This is a genomic window from Nocardioides sp. InS609-2 (assembly GCF_023208195.1).
In the GTDB taxonomy this organism is placed as follows: Bacteria; Actinomycetota; Actinomycetes; order Propionibacteriales; family Nocardioidaceae; genus Nocardioides.
On record NZ_CP060034.1, the window covers coordinates 397673 to 413212 of the forward strand.

General features: G+C 66.8%; 17 protein-coding genes and 1 pseudogene. 10 read left to right on the plus strand and 8 right to left on the minus strand.

Annotated features, from left to right (window positions below; translation table 11 throughout):
- Positions 1–38 precede the first annotated feature (38 nt).
- Positions 39–554 carry a putative immunity protein gene (locus H4Q84_RS02160; protein WP_248581766.1) on the minus strand — a complete coding sequence of 172 codons (516 nt, stop codon included), beginning with the start codon at positions 552–554 and terminating at the stop codon, positions 39–41.
- A gap of 457 nt (positions 555–1011) precedes the next feature.
- Here H4Q84_RS02160 and H4Q84_RS02165 point away from each other — a divergent pair, with 457 nt between their 5' ends.
- The 7 genes and pseudogenes from H4Q84_RS02165 to H4Q84_RS02195 all read left to right on the plus strand — a co-directional run bounded on the left by H4Q84_RS02165 (position 1012) and on the right by H4Q84_RS02195 (position 5831).
- Positions 1012–1431, plus strand: coding sequence for an ester cyclase (locus tag H4Q84_RS02165; protein ID WP_248581767.1), 420 nt, complete (start codon positions 1012–1014; stop codon positions 1429–1431).
- A 342-nt stretch (positions 1432–1773) separates the two neighbouring features.
- Positions 1774–1911: pseudogene (locus tag H4Q84_RS02170) on the plus strand (IS3 family transposase); the annotation flags it as partial.
- A gap of 228 nt (positions 1912–2139) precedes the next feature.
- Positions 2140–2457 (plus strand): antibiotic biosynthesis monooxygenase, encoded by a 318-nt coding sequence (locus H4Q84_RS02175; protein WP_248581768.1) that lies wholly within the window; start codon positions 2140–2142, stop codon positions 2455–2457.
- A 1-nt stretch (position 2458) separates the two neighbouring features.
- Positions 2459–3307 (plus strand): RNA polymerase sigma factor, encoded by an 849-nt coding sequence (locus H4Q84_RS02180; RefSeq protein WP_248583592.1) that lies wholly within the window; start codon positions 2459–2461, stop codon positions 3305–3307.
- A gap of 264 nt (positions 3308–3571) precedes the next feature.
- Positions 3572–3922 (plus strand): PRC-barrel domain-containing protein, encoded by a 351-nt coding sequence (locus H4Q84_RS02185; protein ID WP_248581769.1) that lies wholly within the window; start codon positions 3572–3574, stop codon positions 3920–3922.
- A gap of 90 nt (positions 3923–4012) precedes the next feature.
- The gene (locus tag H4Q84_RS02190) at positions 4013–4351 is read left to right on the plus strand and encodes a hypothetical protein (protein WP_248581770.1); all 339 of its coding nucleotides are present in this window, start codon (positions 4013–4015) and stop codon (positions 4349–4351) included.
- Positions 4352–4412: 61 nt separating this feature from the next.
- A complete protein-coding gene (locus tag H4Q84_RS02195; protein ID WP_248583585.1) occupies positions 4413–5831 on the plus strand; it encodes an IS1380 family transposase in 1419 nt (472 codons plus the stop codon).
- Positions 5832–6466: 635 nt separating this feature from the next.
- Here H4Q84_RS02195 and H4Q84_RS02200 read toward each other — a convergent pair.
- Complete coding sequence (locus H4Q84_RS02200; RefSeq protein ID WP_248581771.1) at positions 6467–7081, minus strand: LysE family translocator; 615 nt, start codon at positions 7079–7081, stop codon at positions 6467–6469.
- Positions 7082–7213: 132 nt separating this feature from the next.
- Between H4Q84_RS02200 and H4Q84_RS02205 the strand changes: the two genes are divergently transcribed.
- Positions 7214–7666: an Lrp/AsnC family transcriptional regulator gene (locus tag H4Q84_RS02205; RefSeq protein ID WP_248581772.1), complete on the plus strand. Its 453-nt coding sequence runs from the start codon at positions 7214–7216 to the stop codon at positions 7664–7666.
- Between the two features lie 180 nt (positions 7667–7846).
- On the opposite strand, the gene H4Q84_RS02210 is transcribed toward H4Q84_RS02205, so the two are convergent.
- From H4Q84_RS02210 to H4Q84_RS02225, 4 genes are all read right to left on the minus strand, one after another.
- Positions 7847–8491, minus strand: coding sequence for a GNAT family protein (locus tag H4Q84_RS02210; RefSeq protein ID WP_248581773.1), 645 nt, complete (start codon positions 8489–8491; stop codon positions 7847–7849).
- A gap of 39 nt (positions 8492–8530) precedes the next feature.
- Positions 8531–9499, minus strand: a complete 969-nt coding sequence (locus H4Q84_RS02215) for a GNAT family N-acetyltransferase (protein WP_248581774.1) — start codon at positions 9497–9499, stop codon at positions 8531–8533.
- A gap of 464 nt (positions 9500–9963) precedes the next feature.
- On the minus strand, positions 9964–10131 hold the full coding sequence (locus H4Q84_RS02220) for a heavy metal-associated domain-containing protein (RefSeq protein WP_248581775.1): 168 nt from the start codon (positions 10129–10131) through the stop codon (positions 9964–9966).
- Between the two features lie 92 nt (positions 10132–10223).
- Positions 10224–11627, minus strand: a complete 1404-nt coding sequence (locus tag H4Q84_RS02225) for an MFS transporter (protein WP_248581776.1) — start codon at positions 11625–11627, stop codon at positions 10224–10226.
- Between the two features lie 203 nt (positions 11628–11830).
- On the opposite strand from H4Q84_RS02225, the gene H4Q84_RS02230 reads away from it, so the two are divergent.
- Together H4Q84_RS02230 and H4Q84_RS02235 are read left to right on the plus strand one after the other, a co-directional pair.
- The gene (locus H4Q84_RS02230) at positions 11831–12163 is read left to right on the plus strand and encodes a metal-sensitive transcriptional regulator (RefSeq protein WP_248581777.1); all 333 of its coding nucleotides are present in this window, start codon (positions 11831–11833) and stop codon (positions 12161–12163) included.
- A 59-nt stretch (positions 12164–12222) separates the two neighbouring features.
- Positions 12223–12342 carry a cation transporter gene (locus H4Q84_RS02235; protein ID WP_248581778.1) on the plus strand — a complete coding sequence of 40 codons (120 nt, stop codon included), beginning with the start codon at positions 12223–12225 and terminating at the stop codon, positions 12340–12342.
- Here the strand turns inward: H4Q84_RS02235 and H4Q84_RS02240 are convergent.
- Both H4Q84_RS02240 and H4Q84_RS02245 read right to left on the minus strand, forming a co-directional pair.
- Positions 12335–13150: an aminoglycoside phosphotransferase family protein gene (locus tag H4Q84_RS02240; RefSeq protein WP_248581779.1), complete on the minus strand. Its 816-nt coding sequence runs from the start codon at positions 13148–13150 to the stop codon at positions 12335–12337. The genes H4Q84_RS02235 and H4Q84_RS02240 overlap by 8 nt on opposite strands.
- Before the next feature lie 2 nt (positions 13151–13152).
- Positions 13153–15540 carry an excinuclease ABC subunit UvrA gene (locus tag H4Q84_RS02245; RefSeq protein WP_248581780.1) on the minus strand — a complete coding sequence of 796 codons (2388 nt, stop codon included), beginning with the start codon at positions 15538–15540 and terminating at the stop codon, positions 13153–13155.

Consider the following 15540-nt stretch of genomic DNA (forward strand, 5'->3'; position numbering starts at 1 on the left):
CCGGTCCTTGGCGGTACGGCTCCGTCTCCGGCGCTTGCTCAGCAGCCGAACACCGACCAGCAGATCTCGTTTCGGAGTTCCTGGTCGTCGAGCACGAGTTCGCGGATAGCCTCCGGAAGATGTTCACGCTGCCAGCGACACTCGCGCTGCCCTGCGAGTTCGCGGTCGACTGCCGGCGCAGCGGCACGGACAGCTTTGATGGCGTAGGCGGCTGCCCCGAGTTCGTGAGCGGCGACGTGGGCTACGGCCCCCGCCTGACCAGCGGCGTAGGCCGCGTGCCGGGCCGGCCCTTTCATGTCTTGGGCCGCTCCCATGGCGTGGCCTCCCGCCGCGCGGGCCTCCATCATCGTGACCTCCCCGCGAACCCAGGCGCGGGCGTGCTCGATCGACTCCCGCGGTCGCGGGTCGTCAGGCCGGACCATCTCGAAGAGGTACAGGACGTGCTCTGCGCAGGTCGCCGCCCACTGAGCAAGTAGGTGATGATGCGGATCTGTGAGCGTTCCACCCCGGCGAAACGTGATGAAGCGAGGGTCGCGGACCTCCGGGAGGATCATGACAACGTGCTCCTCGAGGGCTCCGACTGCGTGGTCAACCGTAGCGCCGCCCCAGCGCCAGGTCATCTCCAGACCTCGAACGGATCCCACCCACGTCCTCGCCTTGGCGTGAGTGAGCGCAAGGGGTCAGCGGCCCCACATGCGGGGTAAGACTGTGACCCACGTGGACGCTGATCCTGGCAACCGAGCAAGAGAGGATGGCGGGCTGGTCCCGCTTGGCCGCACGGAGCACGGCCGCCCGCGCGGACCCGGCGGCCATAGCAGTGGGGAGCCGGAAAGACGCGGTGGTTGCGGCGGGCGAGACCGCCCCGCACCATGTCATCCTGGGGATCAAGCGAGAGCCGGGACGCTGTTCACCCTGCGCTTCGCGCTTGAGCCTGTCTGCGGAGACAAGTCGGTGAGGGTCCCAGCAGGCCGAGTACTTCGAAGAATGCTCGCCGCGAGTGAGGGGGCCGAGATGGCGATGCTTCAGGCCAACAAGGATGTGGTTCTGCGGTTCTACGAAGGCTGGAACCGCGGCTCGATCGACTTCGAGGCGTTCGTGGCTGACGAGATGATCAACAATCAGCCAGAAGCCGAGCCCGAGCGGGGTCGGGACCGCTTCACCGCGGCGATCCGTGGGGTCATGACCGCCGTGCCCGACTCACAGTGGGACGTCGTCGACATGATCGCCGAGGACGACCGCGTCGCTGTCCGGATCACGTGGTCGGGGACATACGGGGGCCCGCAGTTCCGCGGGGCGACGATCCCGGAGCCGGCGCGCTTCTCCGTTGAGCACATCCACATTTGCCGCGTCGCCGATGGCCGTTTGGCCGAGCACTGGGTTGTCCGCGACGACCTGACCATGCTCCACCAACTTCACGCCATCGCCCCCTGAGCAAGGTCCTCGAAGCGGATGCCTCGGTGCGGGCATAGGACATCGAGGAGTCGTGATGCCGAGTGGCTTTGGAGACGCGGGCAAGAGAGGCTCCACGTTCCCCAACCCCCTGATTGCCCAACGCAGCCGCGTCTAACTGGGTGATAAGGGGCACGCTGAGGGAGTTCGCGTCCCGGTGGCGGATCCCCAACCGACACACACTCCAGGCCTGCCACCTAGCGACCGCAGAACACCGCCACTTATCGCCGACGGTCACATGGTTGACGACCGGGCCCGGGGCGGTCCGCCGAAAACGACCGATTCCGGTGCGCAGTTTCGGCGGCCTCGACGCGAAGCGTGGGGACACCCCGCGAGGAACTGCGCCTCGCGATCGTCAAGTGGATCGCGACCAAGTACAACCCACGCCGTCGTCAACGCGCCCTTGGCACGCTCACCCCAGTCGAGTTTGAGATGATCTACGTAGCCGCAGACGCGTCGTAGGAACCATCAACCCCAAGTGTCAACCAAACCGGGGGCACACCCCTCCCCTCGCGCGTCGCGTCTTGGCCGATGCCCTCGCATGGCACGAACTCAACAACCGACCATGGGCCGCTCCCTCTACGCGTTCCTCATGATCCCCCAACTGGCCGCGTGTCACAGTCGTGCCACTTCCCACCTCTCATGTTCGTGAGGGGGCCATCCGGGCCCCCGTCATCGAAAGGACGCGACATGACCGCTATCGAGCTCGCCCGCTTCACTGTCCGGCAGCAGGACATCGACACCATGCTTGCCCGTCGGCCGGCGATGGCCGACGCTCTGCGGGAGCGGATCCCAGGGTTCATCGACCTGAGGCTCGTTCGGCTGGACGAGCACACGTGGCTCGACATCGTCGAATGGACGGACCGCCCCGCCGCCGAGGTCGCCCAGGCCGCCGTCATGCAGGTGCCCGAGTGCACGGCTGTGTTCGAGCTCATCGACCAGGTCGTCAGCATGGAGCATGGTGCCGTGGCATTCCACGCAGGCAGCGCGGAGACAGTACGTGCCTGAAATGCCGTCAGACGACCGCCTGCGCGCCCTCACCGCGCAGGCGGTCGGCGGTGACGCCGCAGCCCTAAATGAGCTGTGCGGACACCTGCAGCACGTCGTGTACAGGCTCGCCCTGCGGTTCTTCTCCTCCCCCCAGGACGCCGAAGACGTGACGCAGGAGATCCTGCTCAAGGTGGTGACCCACCTGAGCGCCTACGAAGGCCGGGCGAAGGTGACGACCTGGGTCTATACGATCGCGTCGCGACACCTGCTGCAGAGCCGTCGTCGGGCTGTCGAGGACAGCGTGCGGGGGCCGCAGGCCTTCGCCGAGTGGCTGGATCGAAACCTCAGCGAGATCGAGCCCGACGTCGCGGACCAAGCGCAGTACGAGGAGCTGTGCGGAGAGGTTCGCATCGCATGCACGTACGGGATGCTGCTCTGCCTGAGCAGGAACCTACGCATCACCTACCTGCTCGGTGATCTGATCGGCCTGCCGGACACGGACGGCGGTGCTGCGCTGGGAATCACACCGGCGGCCTTCCGGCAGCGACTTGCGCGCGCCCGGCGGACCATGCGATCGATCATCGCGGGCCGCTGCGGCCTTGTACGGGCAGAAAACCCCTGTCGGTGCAGCCGCCAGGTGGAATCCAGCATCCGCTACGGCATCCTCGATCCGGGCCGGTCGGTCTGGACGTCGCACCCGGGGGTCACCGGACCCGTCCCGGCGACCACGCTCCAACGCGCCGCCGATCAGCTCGACCTGGCGGAGGCACGGGCCGAGGTGTACCGCACGGACCCGGAGTACCTGGCGCCGGACGCCGTCCTGCAGCGACTGCGGCAGGCGTGCCCGGACCTGCTCGGGACTGGGTAATCCATCACGTCGCGGGCTCAACTGCGGACCGAAGCGGCCCCCTTCCGGGTCTCAGGGGGCCGTTTCGAACGCTCGCTTGACGGCGAGGCTGTCCTCGAGGATGTGCTGCTTGGTGATCAACCCGTCAGAGACCCTGAGGTAGAGCGCGAACGCTGCGCGATAGGCGCCCCCTGCGCCCCATCCTTAGGGGTGAGGCATGCGCCGCGCGGCGAACGTACGGTCGAAGACGTCCGGCAACCGATGACGCACAGGAAGGTGAGTTCAATGACCAACGACAACGTCTGGAACTACCGCGACACGAGCTGGAGCTCCGAGGGCGGCGACTTCGTCGGCTATGACGTCGAGGCCACCGACGGCTCCATCGGCAAGATCGACGAGGCGTCCAACGACGCGAGTGGTTCGCACGTCGTCGTGGACACCGGCTTCTGGATCTTCGGCAAGAAGCGACTGATCCCCGCCGGCGCCGTCACCGGCGTCGACCACGAGAACAAGCTGGTCAGGGTCGACATGACCAAGGACCAGATCAAGTCCGCGCCCGACTATGACAAGGACGCCTGGTCCGACGACAGTCGCGGCGAGCACGGCGACTACTACGGTCCCTACTCCAGGGGCTGACGCCCAGCCGTCGGACGTTCCGGACCTACGCGGTTCCGGGCCGTCCGCGTCGACTTGAGCGCGCGGTTGCAAGCCAACAGGCAATTTGAGTTGTTACGCATCCAGCAGATGGAGGAGCGCAGGCGGGAGATCCGCTCTGAACGACGCGTCGTCTACGCGGATCTGCTGTCTGAGCTGAGCGAGATTGAAGCCTCTGTCGACTACTTCCATCGCATAGGTCGAAACTTGGAACAGCGAATCGAGAACCGCGAGTCGGCTGCCAAGGCTGCCACCGAAGCAGTGGGCGGGTTCGACGACGTCAGGCACTTTAAGGCGCTCCATGACTTGGCGGCGAAGACCGAGCTTGTCTGCACGAAAGATCTACAGGAAGTCCTGATCTTAAGTACTAGCCCGGATCATTCACGGGTCGGCGGCTTGATCGGCGCGTAGAAACACAGAAGTGCCTGCCCAGCAGGGGAAACTTGGTCTTGCGACGGAACAAGTTCTCCAACTGGAAGGCACTCTGCAGGTGAAGCGTAGTTCGTGGTCGAGGGGTCTGTCAGTAACTGGGGGCGGTGTCGGCGTGGTGGCCCACGCGGGAAGCGTCGGGCTGCGTCTCGTAGGTGATCGGACCGGGCTGACTGGACAGCTCTCGAAGGCCCTGGCACGACGTTCGTTCACCCCTGCCCATGACCGCGGCCGGGTCCTGGTCGATGTCGCGGTGATGATCGCCGACGGCGGTGAAGCGATCGCTGACATCGAGGTCCTGCGCCACCAGGAACCCGTGCTCGGTGCGGTGGCCTCGCAGGCCACGGTCTGGCGGGCTTTGGATGAGATCAACCCCGGGCAGGTCAAGAAAATCGCCGTGGCCAGAGCCAGGACACGGCGCCACGTCTGGGCCCTCATGAACGCCTCACCCGAAGGGTTCCCTGCCTCGAAGGTCGCCGGCACCGACCTCGGCGAGGTGGTCGTGCTCGATGTCGATGCCACGGTCGTGATCACCCACTCCGAGAAAGAGTTGGCATCGGCGACGTTCAAACGGACGTTCGGGTACCACCCAATCGGGGTGTGGTGCGACAACACAGGCGAGTTCCTCGCCGCCACGTTGCGGACCGGGAAGGCGGGGTCGAACACCGCGACCGATCACATCGAAGTCCTCACCGCGGCAATCGCCCAGGTCCCCGCCGCACAACGCAAGAACCTGCTGATCCGCAGCGATGGCGCGGGTGCCTCCCACAAGCTCCTGGCCTGGCTCACCGAACAAGGCCGCGTGCGGGGACGTCGCTTGGAGTACAGCGTCGGCTACGCAGTCACCGAGAAGATCCGCGAAGCCATCAAGGTCGTCCCCAAGCACGTGTGGACACCCGCGTCCGATGCTGATGGTGGGGTCCGCGAAGGTGGTGACGTCGCCGAGCTCACCGACCTCCTTGACCTGACGGCATGGCCGCCCGGGATGCGGCTCATCGTGCGCCGCGAACGACCCCACCCCGGTGCGCAGCTGTCGCTGTTCGAAGAAGCCGACGGGTGGCGCTACCAAGTGATCGCGACCAACACCACCACCGGACAGCTGGCGTTCCTCGAAGCCCGTCACCGTGCTCACGCCCGCGTCGAGGACCGGATCCGGATCGCCAAGGACACCGGCCTGGGCAGATTCCCCTCACGTGAGTTCGCGATCAACCAGGCCTGGCTGACAGCGACCATGATCGCTGCCGACCTCACCGCCTGGACCAGACTTCTGGCCTTCACCGGCGAGGCTGCTGTGCTCGCCGGCTGTGAGCCGAAAGCGTTGCGCTACCGACTCCTGCACGCACCAGCACGCCTGGTCCACACCGGAAGACGGCGACAACTCCGGATCCCCGACACCTGGCCCTGGGCGGCAGCGATCGTCGCGACATTCGCCAACATCGCAGCGATCCCACCACCAGCCTGAACATCCCCGCCCACCCACAACCCGAGGACCCGGAGAACCGCACCCGACAGCGACAGTCGGCCTACAGGTCAACCCCGGAACCAGCCCAGGCAACGCACACGTCGTCAACCTCGACGCGCAGCCGTCCGACTACCTCCATGAAAGACCGGGGCTAGTCTGCGTATCGCATCAGATGAATCACCACACAGGCGCGCCGCCCCGATACCCGTCGACGACGCCGACCTGGTACTTGACCTGCACAAACACCAGGACGAACGCCGTGCAGTCAGCGTCAGCGTTGGTCCTCAGCAGTCGCCATCCAGTGCTCGAACCCGGCCGTCATCGCCGCCAACACGGCCCTCGACAAGTGCAAGCGGGTGGGTGGCCCCGACGACTTCAGCTGCATCACCATCGCGCGCAGCCATGGGAGCACTCCAGGTTCGTACTAGGTGCGGCAGCGCGCAACACCCGTCTTGATCGAGGTACTGACCCGGTATCCCATCCCCCCAGCGGGGAAGAACCGAGTCGACCAGCTCGTGAGCCTCACGGACTCGGTACTTCGCGTGCCCCACCGAGGGATCCCCTTGCGGCTGGGCTGCTAGAGGCAGGCGGATCTACCGGGGGGGATGGAGTCGCCCGTCCCCGCAGCGGTGCTGTTACGTGATGAATCGCTCGAGGATGAGGGCGGTCCCGAGGAGAATCATCGAGGCGCCGGAGATGCGGGAGACGGTGCGTGCGGCGGCTGGTCCGGCGTGCAGCAGTTGGGTGGCTGCTGCGCTGAGGACGAGGTAGAAGGCGCCACAGGTGAGGGTGAAGACGAGGCCGAGAACGGCCAGCTGGACCGGGATTGGCCAGGGGGCGTGGGTGCTCGTGAACTGTGGCAGCAGGGCGACGAAGATCAGCAGTGCTTTGGGGTTGAGGCCACTGACGGTCGCGCCCTGGAGCAGCGTGCGACGGTCGGTGGACGTCGACGGGGCGCCTGGTCTGGTGATGTCGGCGGGGTGGCTGAGGGTCGCGGAGCCAAGCCAGACCAGGTAGAGGGCGCCGGCCACGGTGAGTACAGCCAGCGCGGTCGGTGTGGTGGCGATGAGTAGACCGAGTCCTGCGGCGGCCACCAAGGTCATGGCCAGGTAGCCGAGCACGATGCCGCCCGCGGCCGCAGCGATGTGGCGGCGCAAGCCGGCGTTGATGGCAAAGGCCCAGTCGGGCCCTGGGATCGCGATCAAGACTGCGGCCACGGCCCAGAAGGCGAGAACGGCATGGAGAGGCATGGAGAGGCATGGAGAGGCATGCAATCACTTCCCTGGTCGAGGTTGGAACCTGCGGCAACGTTAGGCGCGATCGAGCCGAAGGGGGTTCCTAATTCCGGCCGTGCAAGGGGTATCAGTGGAATAATCTGGCGCATGGATGCGATCGATCGGAAGATCCTTGCTTTGCTGCAGCACGACGGACGACTGACGCTGACCGAGCTGGCCGAACGTGTCCAGTTGAGCGTGTCCCCGTGCCACCGCCGGCTCCGGGCCCTGGAGCGCGACGGCATCATCACGGGCTATCGCGCCGTGGTCGATCCGGCCGCGCTCGGCCTCGGCTTCGAGGCACTCGTCTTCGTCACCATGCGCCAAGAAGACCGCGAGACCCTGCTGGGCTTCGAGAAGGCCGTCAGCGAGATCCCCCACGTGCTCCTGGCGCAACGACTTTTCGGGGACCCCGACTACCTGCTGCGTATCGTGACCGCCGACCTCGCCGCGTACCAGGAACTCGAAGACGATGTACTGGCCGCTCTCCCCGGGGTGCAGCGCCTGAACTCGACCATCGTCATGAAGCGCGTTGTCACCGACCGTCCGCTACCCACATAGGCACCGGACCGACGTTCGCGAGCCGTTTTGCTTCGCTCCTGCGTGAACATCTCGCCTCGCGGCCGAACCTTCGCACCGGTGCCGGACCGACAGATGGATCGCCTCCGCGATCCCGGCCGCTCAGTCAGGTCGCCGTGACCATCTGCCCGCTCAACCCGAGCTGCGGACGTTCTGATTGCGTCACGACAGGGGCAAGGACGTCCGACACGCCTCGATGTTGTGGAGCCGGATGTTGTTTCTGCGCCGCTGTTCCCAGTTGCCTCTGGTCAGTCGCCACCGGTTCAGCAGGGCGGGTTCGCCTTGTCGTGTCGCCCAGTCTGAACCATTGGGCTCGTAGCCGAGATCTCGCGAGATCGCGTTGGAGCCATGGTTGTCCACGAAGGCGTCGCTGCTCGCTTCGTTCGCCCCGAGCCCGTCGAACGCGAGGTGCAGGATCGCTGCCCGCATCTCGTGTCCGAGCCCCTGGCCGCGATGATCGGCAGACAGCCAGGAGAAGGTCGTGACCGTTCCGAAGGTGGAGAAGTTCACCCCGTAGAGGTTCTGCATCCCGACCGGCTGACCATCGACCACGACCACGAGGTACAGCCGCCAGGCATCAGCCTCGACCTTGCCTCGGCCCCGCCAGATCGCTCGCAGCCACTTGGCCACACGCAGGTCAGGATCGGGCTCGTAGAACGAGATCGGGTCGTCGTACGGCGCAGGATCGGCGTGTGCCTTGCCCGCGCGCACGACATCCGCGAGCTGGTCCAACAGCTCGTCCGTGGCACCCCGCAGCTCCAGCGTGGGCGTGCTGACGCGCACATCCAGGAGGGGATAACTCATCATGGTGCAGTCACTCTGCCTTCACGGTTGCGGGTGGCACGGTCAATTTGGGCGGCGGAAGTCGGTGACGTCCGGGAGCTTCTGGAAGCCGGCCGAGACGTACGTCGCCACGCCACCGACGTTGCTGCTCGGGGTACACACGGTCGCGCTGGACGACCCCATCTCCTGCAATGCGGCGGCCGCCGCCACAGTGATGGCGGGGCCGTATCCGTGGCCACGGTGATCCCGATGGACGCCCAGTGGTTCAAGCAAACCCGGACGCCCTTCCCCGGCCGACCACACCGTCACCGTGGCGACCGCATCGCCATCGCCGTCGTAACCGACCAGGCACCGAGCCTGACGGTACGGCGAGCCTGCGGCCATCGTGCGCCAGCGCTCCAGGGTGAACGTCGAGTTGGGGAACATTGCCTGCTGCACCGCGATCCGATCCTGAACGATCCGAGCCTGAACGTTGTGCGCGTCGATGACCTCGACCCTGAGGCCGCAGTCCTCCACTTGCTCAGTCAGGTCGCGAGACAACGGGGTCCACGGCTCATCGGCCTCCCAACCGCTGCGGCGTAGGAGATCTCGAAAGGCAGCGCCGAATCGGGCCTCAACGGCCCCGGCGCCGTCGGGCAGCACACCCTGCCCTGGATCGGACAGATCGGCCAGTAGCTGGGCGGCGAACGCGTCGTCTTCGTCGACGCTCGGTGCGAGGGCCATGCGGATCAACCCCGTGGCGTCGTCCACCATGCCAACGGCCAGGATCTGCCCGTCACGGGCCCACACCCGGACGGCCTCGGCCAACTCCTGCACGCCCAGGCTCCAGTTCCACCCGAGGTCACCCGGATGAAGCTGGACCGGCCCGCCGTCGTGCTGCCAGACCGCCACCGCCTCAACGAGCTCGCCCAACGAGTCCGGAGTCTCGGGCTGCAGCGTGATCGACATACAGGGATCCAACCCCACACCACAGCGACGAGGGACATGGTTTTGCACCGCCAACGTGCCGACCCGTGATTCGCGCAAGCGCATTTCGGGCCCATAAGCGGCTCTTCCGAGTTTGGCGCCTCGCTCATGTCACCAGCCGCAGAAGACCAGCCAGGTCAGAGATGACTTCACCCGACCAGAGTGGGACCCCCCTGATCATGAAGTTCACCCACTATGGCGGGCGCGGACGGAATCTCAAACACTCCGAGTTGGCCGACGCTTGGGAGATCCCGAAGGGGTCCGGATAGAGGGAGCCTGACCCGGTTCTCCGGACACGGTTGGTGTGGTGCCTATGTCGCTCGGTCGCGGCGCTGGGATCCACTCGCAGATCGCTGAGGCGAGCTCGTCTTGGGTTCTCCATCGTGGGGTGTCGAGGTTCAGCGTCGGGGCCCAAGCAGGCGGAACGCTGTCAAAGGGCAACCGCGCCGTAATGGGTCGGTCGCTGGTGGTGTCGAGTGGTCAGGTCAGTCCCGGGCCGAACAGGCTTCCGGCCCGGGACGAATCGTTGGTCAGACGACCTGGTAGCCGGCAGCGTTGATCGCGCCGCGTACCTGCTCGCTGTCGTAGTCGCCAGTGACGGTCAGGATGCCGATGTCCAGGTCGACGTCCGTGGCTTCGACTCCGGCTACGTCGGCAACGGCCGCGGTGACCTTGCCCGTGCAGCTGGCACGTGTCATGCCCTGGACGGTGTGGGTAGTGGTGCACATCTTCGTTGTTTCCTTTCTCGGTTCCGGTGCCGGGCGGCCCCGGAAGTCAGGGTTTCGACGGTTCAAACAGTGTGAGCGTCGATAGGGGCGGGTTCGTCCTGGCTGGCGGACGGGGCTGCGCGCAGGAACGTCGCAGCTGCGGCGGCGGCCAGCACGGCTACCACGGCGGCACCGATGAAGGCCGAGGAGAAGCCGTTGGTGAGTGCGCCCAGGTCGCCCAGCTGGTCGGCGCCCTGTTTGGCGGCGATGGCGGTCATCGCTGCCAGGCCGAGAGCCGAGCCCACCTGGTAGCTGGTGTTGACGATGCCTGAGGCCAACCCACCCTCCTCGGGGCGGGCCGAGGAGATCGCCGTACCCAGGGACGGGATGAAGGCCAAGGACATGCCGAGCGCGGCAACCAGGGACGCCGGCAGGACGTCGGTCGCGAAGGACCCGTCCGGGCGGACCCGGGCCAGCCAGCCCATGCCGGCCGCCAGGATGACCAGGCCGGCGACGGTAGCCGTCTTCGGCCCGAACCTTCCCAGCGCCCGGGGCGCCAGCACGACCATCCCGACCATGATCAGGGCCGTCATCGGCAACAGGGCGGCGCCGCTCGGGAACGCGGAATAGCCAAGCACCTGCTGCAGGTCGAGGTTCAAGAAGAACCACATGGGGATCCAAGCGACAACGAGCAGTAGCTGCACAACGTTGGCAGCAGCCAGGTTGGGCGTCCGGAAGATGCGCAACGGGACCAGGGGGTCCCGGCGCTTGACCTGGAGGACGACGAAGGAGGCCAGCAGGACCGCGGCAAGGGCAAGCACCAGCCACGTCCGGGTCGTGTCCCAGCCGACCTCGGGGGCCTGGACGATCGAGTAGACCGCGGCGCCGAGTCCAGCGGTGATCGCGGCGGCACCGGCGAGGTCGATGCTGGACCGGGCGCCGGCTCCACCCGCCGGCATCAGCGCCGGGGTGACGGCGAGCAGCACGAGGGCGATGGGGATGTTGATGTAGAAGACCCAGGGCCAGCTCGCGTACTCGGTGATCACGCCGCCGAGGAAGATGCCGGCCGTGCCGCCCGCCGGTGCCGCAGCCCCATAGAAGGCGAACGCCTTGGTCAGCTCGCGGGGGTTGTGCCCGAAGAGCATCATCAGCAGCGTCAGGGCCGAGGGTGCGATCAGCGCGGATCCGGCGCCCTGGACCGCCCGGCCGACCAGTTCGACCTCGACCGAGCCGGCCACGCCGGCGACCACGGACCCGACGAGCAGGACCGCCCAACCGGTGGTGAAGACGCGCCGCGCGCCGAACAGGTCGGCGAGCTTGCCACCCAACAGCAGCAGACCGCCGAGAGCCACGACATAGGCGTTGAACACCCAGGAGAGGTTCTCCTGGGAGAAACCGAGGTCGGCCTGCATCTGGGGCAAGGCCACGCCGATGATCGAGGTGTCCATGATGACCATGAACTGGCCCGTGGCGATCACCGCGAGCACCGCCGTGGGGCTGGAGGCGCAGAGGAACCGGACATGGTGAGTCTCCTTCGATGGATCCGTTCGCAGGTCCGCTCGTGCGGGCCGAGCATCGCAATACATATACCCTAGGGGGGTACTGTATCAACAGCGGACGACATCTGAGACCAAATACCCTCAGGGGGTACGCTGAGCAGCATGGCTCAACAGCCAGAGGAGACATCGGGATGAGCAGTCACGAGACCGACACCCACCGCGAGATCACGCTCACGCACCATGAGCATGGCTACATCCACAGCAAGGACGACTACCTCAAGCGGCTGCGCCGCATCGAGGGCCAGGCGCGCGGGCTCCAGCGGATGGTCGATGAGGAGAAGTACTGCATCGACATCCTCACCCAGGTATCGGCCATGACGAAGGCCTTACAGTCGGTCGCCCTGGGCCTCCTCGGTGAGCACATGGCCCACTGCGTGGTCGACGCCGCCCGCGAGGGCGATGCCGAGGCGGAGGTCAAGCTCAAGGAAGCCTCCGACGCCATCGCACGACTCGTCCGGTCCTGACACCGACCAAGAGAAGCCGAGCTCGCCATGAGCGAGACTCGCACCTACACCCTCACCGCATGACCTGTGGCCACTGCGTCGCCTCGGTGACTGAAGAGGTCCAGGAGATCCCCGGCGTCGAGAGGGTCGCGGTCGTCCTGGAACCGGTGCCGTCACCGTCACCAGCAGCCGTCAGGTGAGCAGTTCCATCAGGTGCTTCGCCTGAGCCTCGGTGGTGCCGGACGGGTTCCGCCGGAAGCCACCGTTGCCCGGCAGCAGCATGGCCAGCCAGAAGGCTGCCCAGAGCGGGCGGTACGCGCGCATGCGCTCGCGTTCCTCCGGTGCGAGCCCGACCGCGTCGACCAGTGCGTCGCGGTCGAAGACTCCGGCGAGGCGACCCGCGATGTGCTCGACGTGGTCGGCGAGCTCGTACGCCGGGTCGGTGAGCCCGCCGTCCTCGAAGTCGACCAGACGACAGATGTCGCCGTCCCAGAGGACGTTCGCGGGGTTCAGGTCGGAGATGCCCAGCGCCACCAGCTGCGGCTCCGGAAGACTGTCCGGATCAGCCAGCCACGCGGATGCCGCGTCGACGGCCCACTGCACCTGCTCCGCGTCACGGCACTGGGTCAGGTCGGACGAGTCGCCCAGCCACTCCGCCACCATCGCAGCATGGGTCGTCGGCCCGTAGATCCGCTCCTGGAGCCCGGAGTCGCGCACCGCCTCGAGTGGTACGTCGTACAGCCTGCGCAGTGCCCGCCCGAGTGATGCCGTCTGGGCCGATGTGAGAGGCGCGCCGCCCAACGGCTCCCCCGGAATCCGTTCCATGACGACCACCGGGCCGCCGTCGGATGTCTCCTTGCGCAGGGGCTTCGGTGCCACGCCGGGCGCGTGCTGGGCGAGGAGCGTCAGGCAGGCCCACTCCCGGTCCGCCTCCCCGCGGTCCCAGCTGACGTACCTCTTGCGAACCTCGCTGGTCGTGAAGGTCAGGTCGTGGGTCTGCGTCTGCACTGTCACGAGCCGACGTACGCCGCGAGGTGCTCGCCCGTGAGGGTTGATCGGTCGGCTGTCAGGTCTGCGGGCGTGCCCTCGAACACGACCTTGCCGCCGTCGTGACCAGCCCCCGGGCCCAGGTCGATGATCCAGTCGGCGTGCGCCATCACCGCCTGGTGGTGCTCGATCACGATGACCGACTTGCCGGAGTCGACGAGCCGGTCCAGCAGGCCGAGCAGGTTCTCGACGTCGGCGAGGTGCAGGCCGGTGGTCGGCTCGTCGAGGACGTAGACGTCTCCCTTGTCGGCCATCTGGGTGGCCAGCTTGACGCGCTGTCGCTCGCCGCCGGACAGCGTGGTGAGCGGCTGGCCGAGGGTGAGGTAGCCGAGCCCGACGTCCACGAGCCGCTCCAGGATCTTGTGGGCGGCCGGAGTGGCTGCCTCGCCGTCACCGAAGAACACCTCCGCCTCCGTCATCGACATCGCCAGCACCTCGGCGATGTTCTGTCCTCCCAACGTGTACTCCAGCACCGACGCCTGGAACCGCCTGCCCTCACACTCCTCGCACGTGGACTCGACGGTGGCCATGACGCCCAGCTCGGTGAAGATCACGCCCGCGCCGTTGCACGTGGGACAGGCGCCTTCCGAGTTGGAGCTGAACAGCGCCGGCTTCACGTCGTTGGCCTTCGCGAAGGCCTTGCGGATCGGCTCGAGCAGACCTGTGTACGTCGCGGGGTTGCTGCGGCGAGACCCCTTGATCGCACCCTGGTCGATGACGACCACGCCGTCGCGGCCGGCGATCGAGCCGTGGATCAGCGAGCTCTTGCCCGAACCCGCGACACCCGTGACGACGCAGAGCACGCCGAGTGGGACGTCGACGTCGACGTCCTGGAGGTTGTGCGTCGAGGCATCGCGCACCTCGAGCTTGCCGGACGACGTACGCACCGAATCCTTGACGGTGGCCCGGTCGTCGAGGTGGCGGCCGGTGATGGTGTCACTCCCCCGCAGCCCCTCCACCGTCCCCTCGAAGCAGACGCTGCCGCCCTCGGTGCCGGCACCGGGGCCGAGGTCGACGACGTGGTCGGCGATGGCGATGGTCTCGGGCTTGTGCTCGACGACGAGCACTGTGTTGCCCTTGTCGCGCAGCTGCAGCAGCAGCTCGTTCATCCGCTCGATGTCGTGGGGGTGCAGGCCGATCGTGGGCTCGTCGAACACGTACGTCACATCGGTGAGCGACGACCCCAGGTGGCGGATCATCTTGGTGCGCTGGGCCTCTCCCCCGGACAGCGTGCCGGCCGGCCGGTCCAGCGAGAGGTAGCCCAGGCCGATCTCGGCGAACGAGTCCAGCAGGTGCTGCAGTCCCTTGAGCAACGGCGCAACTGACGGCTCCTCGAGTGCCCGGACCCACTCGGCCAGGTCGCTGATCTGCAGCTCGCAGAGGTCGGCGATGTTCTTGCCGTGGATCTTCGCGGACCTGGCCTCCGGGCTGAGCCGGGTGCCGTCGCACTCGGGGCAGGACTGGAACGCGATGGCGCGCTCCACGAAGCGTCGTACGTGAGGCTGCATGGCCTCGACGTCCTTGGAGAGCATCGACTTCTGGATCTTCGGGATCAGACCTTCGAAGGTCAGGTTGATGCCCTCGACCTTGATCTTGGTCGGCTCGGAGTACAGCATCGTCTCGAGCTGCTTCTTGGTGAACTTGGCGATCGGCTTGTCCATCGGCAGGCCGACGCCCTCGAACAGCCGGCCGTACCAGCCGTCCATCGAGTAGCCCGGCACGGTCAGTGCACCGTCGGCCAGCGACTTGTTCTCGTCGTACAACGCGGTGAGGTCGAAGTCGGAGACCGAGCCCATGCCCTCGCAGCGCGGACACATGCCGCCCAGGTAGACCGCGTTCTGCACCACAGCCTTCGCGACCCGGCCACCGGCCTTCTCCGTGCTCATCACCCCGCTCGCCTTTCGCGTCGGGACGTTGAACGAGAACGCCGTGGGAGGCCCGATGTACGGCTTGCCCAGCCGGCTGAACAGGATCCGGAGCATGGCGTTGGCGTCGGTGGCGGTGCCGACCGTGGAGCGGGGGTTGGCACCCATCCGCTCCTGGTCGACGATGATCGCCGTCGTCAGCCCTTCGAGCAGGTCGACCTCCGGGCGGGCCAGGTTCGGCATGAACCCTTGCACGAAGGCGCTGTAGGTCTCGTTGATCATCCGCTGCGACTCCGCGGCGATCGTGGCGAACACCAGCGAGCTCTTGCCCGAGCCCGAGACGCCGGTGAACACCGAGAGCCGGCGCTTCGGGAGCTCGACGTTGACGTCCTTGAGGTTGTTCTCACGCGCGCCCTGCACGCGGATCAGGTCGTGGCTGTCGGCCAAGGGCATCCCGGCCGACTGCGTGTCCGTCTTCTTGGCCAT

Bases quoted from the DNA above. Each gene is read 5' to 3' on its own strand.
- H4Q84_RS02245 (WP_248581780.1), bottom strand. From the start codon at position 15,540: ATGGCCAAGAAGACGGACACGCAGTCGGCCGGGATGCCCTTGGCCGAC.
- H4Q84_RS02215 (WP_248581774.1), bottom strand. From the start codon at position 9,499: ATGCGCTTGCGCGAATCACGGGTCGGCACGTTGGCGGTGCAAAACCAT.
- H4Q84_RS02230 (WP_248581777.1), top strand. From the start codon at position 11,831: ATGAGCAGTCACGAGACCGACACCCACCGCGAGATCACGCTCACGCAC.
- H4Q84_RS02180 (WP_248583592.1), top strand. From the start codon at position 2,459: ATGCCGTCAGACGACCGCCTGCGCGCCCTCACCGCGCAGGCGGTCGGC.
- H4Q84_RS02185 (WP_248581769.1), top strand. From the start codon at position 3,572: ATGACCAACGACAACGTCTGGAACTACCGCGACACGAGCTGGAGCTCC.
- H4Q84_RS02220 (WP_248581775.1), bottom strand. From the start codon at position 10,131: ATGACACGTGCCAGCTGCACGGGCAAGGTCACCGCGGCCGTTGCCGAC.
- H4Q84_RS02210 (WP_248581773.1), bottom strand. From the start codon at position 8,491: ATGATGAGTTATCCCCTCCTGGATGTGCGCGTCAGCACGCCCACGCTG.
- H4Q84_RS02205 (WP_248581772.1), top strand. From the start codon at position 7,214: ATGGATGCGATCGATCGGAAGATCCTTGCTTTGCTGCAGCACGACGGA.
- H4Q84_RS02160 (WP_248581766.1), bottom strand. From the start codon at position 554: ATGATCCTCCCGGAGGTCCGCGACCCTCGCTTCATCACGTTTCGCCGG.
- H4Q84_RS02235 (WP_248581778.1), top strand. From the start codon at position 12,223: ATGACCTGTGGCCACTGCGTCGCCTCGGTGACTGAAGAGGTCCAGGAG.
- H4Q84_RS02200 (WP_248581771.1), bottom strand. From the start codon at position 7,081: ATGCCTCTCCATGCCGTTCTCGCCTTCTGGGCCGTGGCCGCAGTCTTG.
- H4Q84_RS02165 (WP_248581767.1), top strand. From the start codon at position 1,012: ATGGCGATGCTTCAGGCCAACAAGGATGTGGTTCTGCGGTTCTACGAA.
- H4Q84_RS02175 (WP_248581768.1), top strand. From the start codon at position 2,140: ATGACCGCTATCGAGCTCGCCCGCTTCACTGTCCGGCAGCAGGACATC.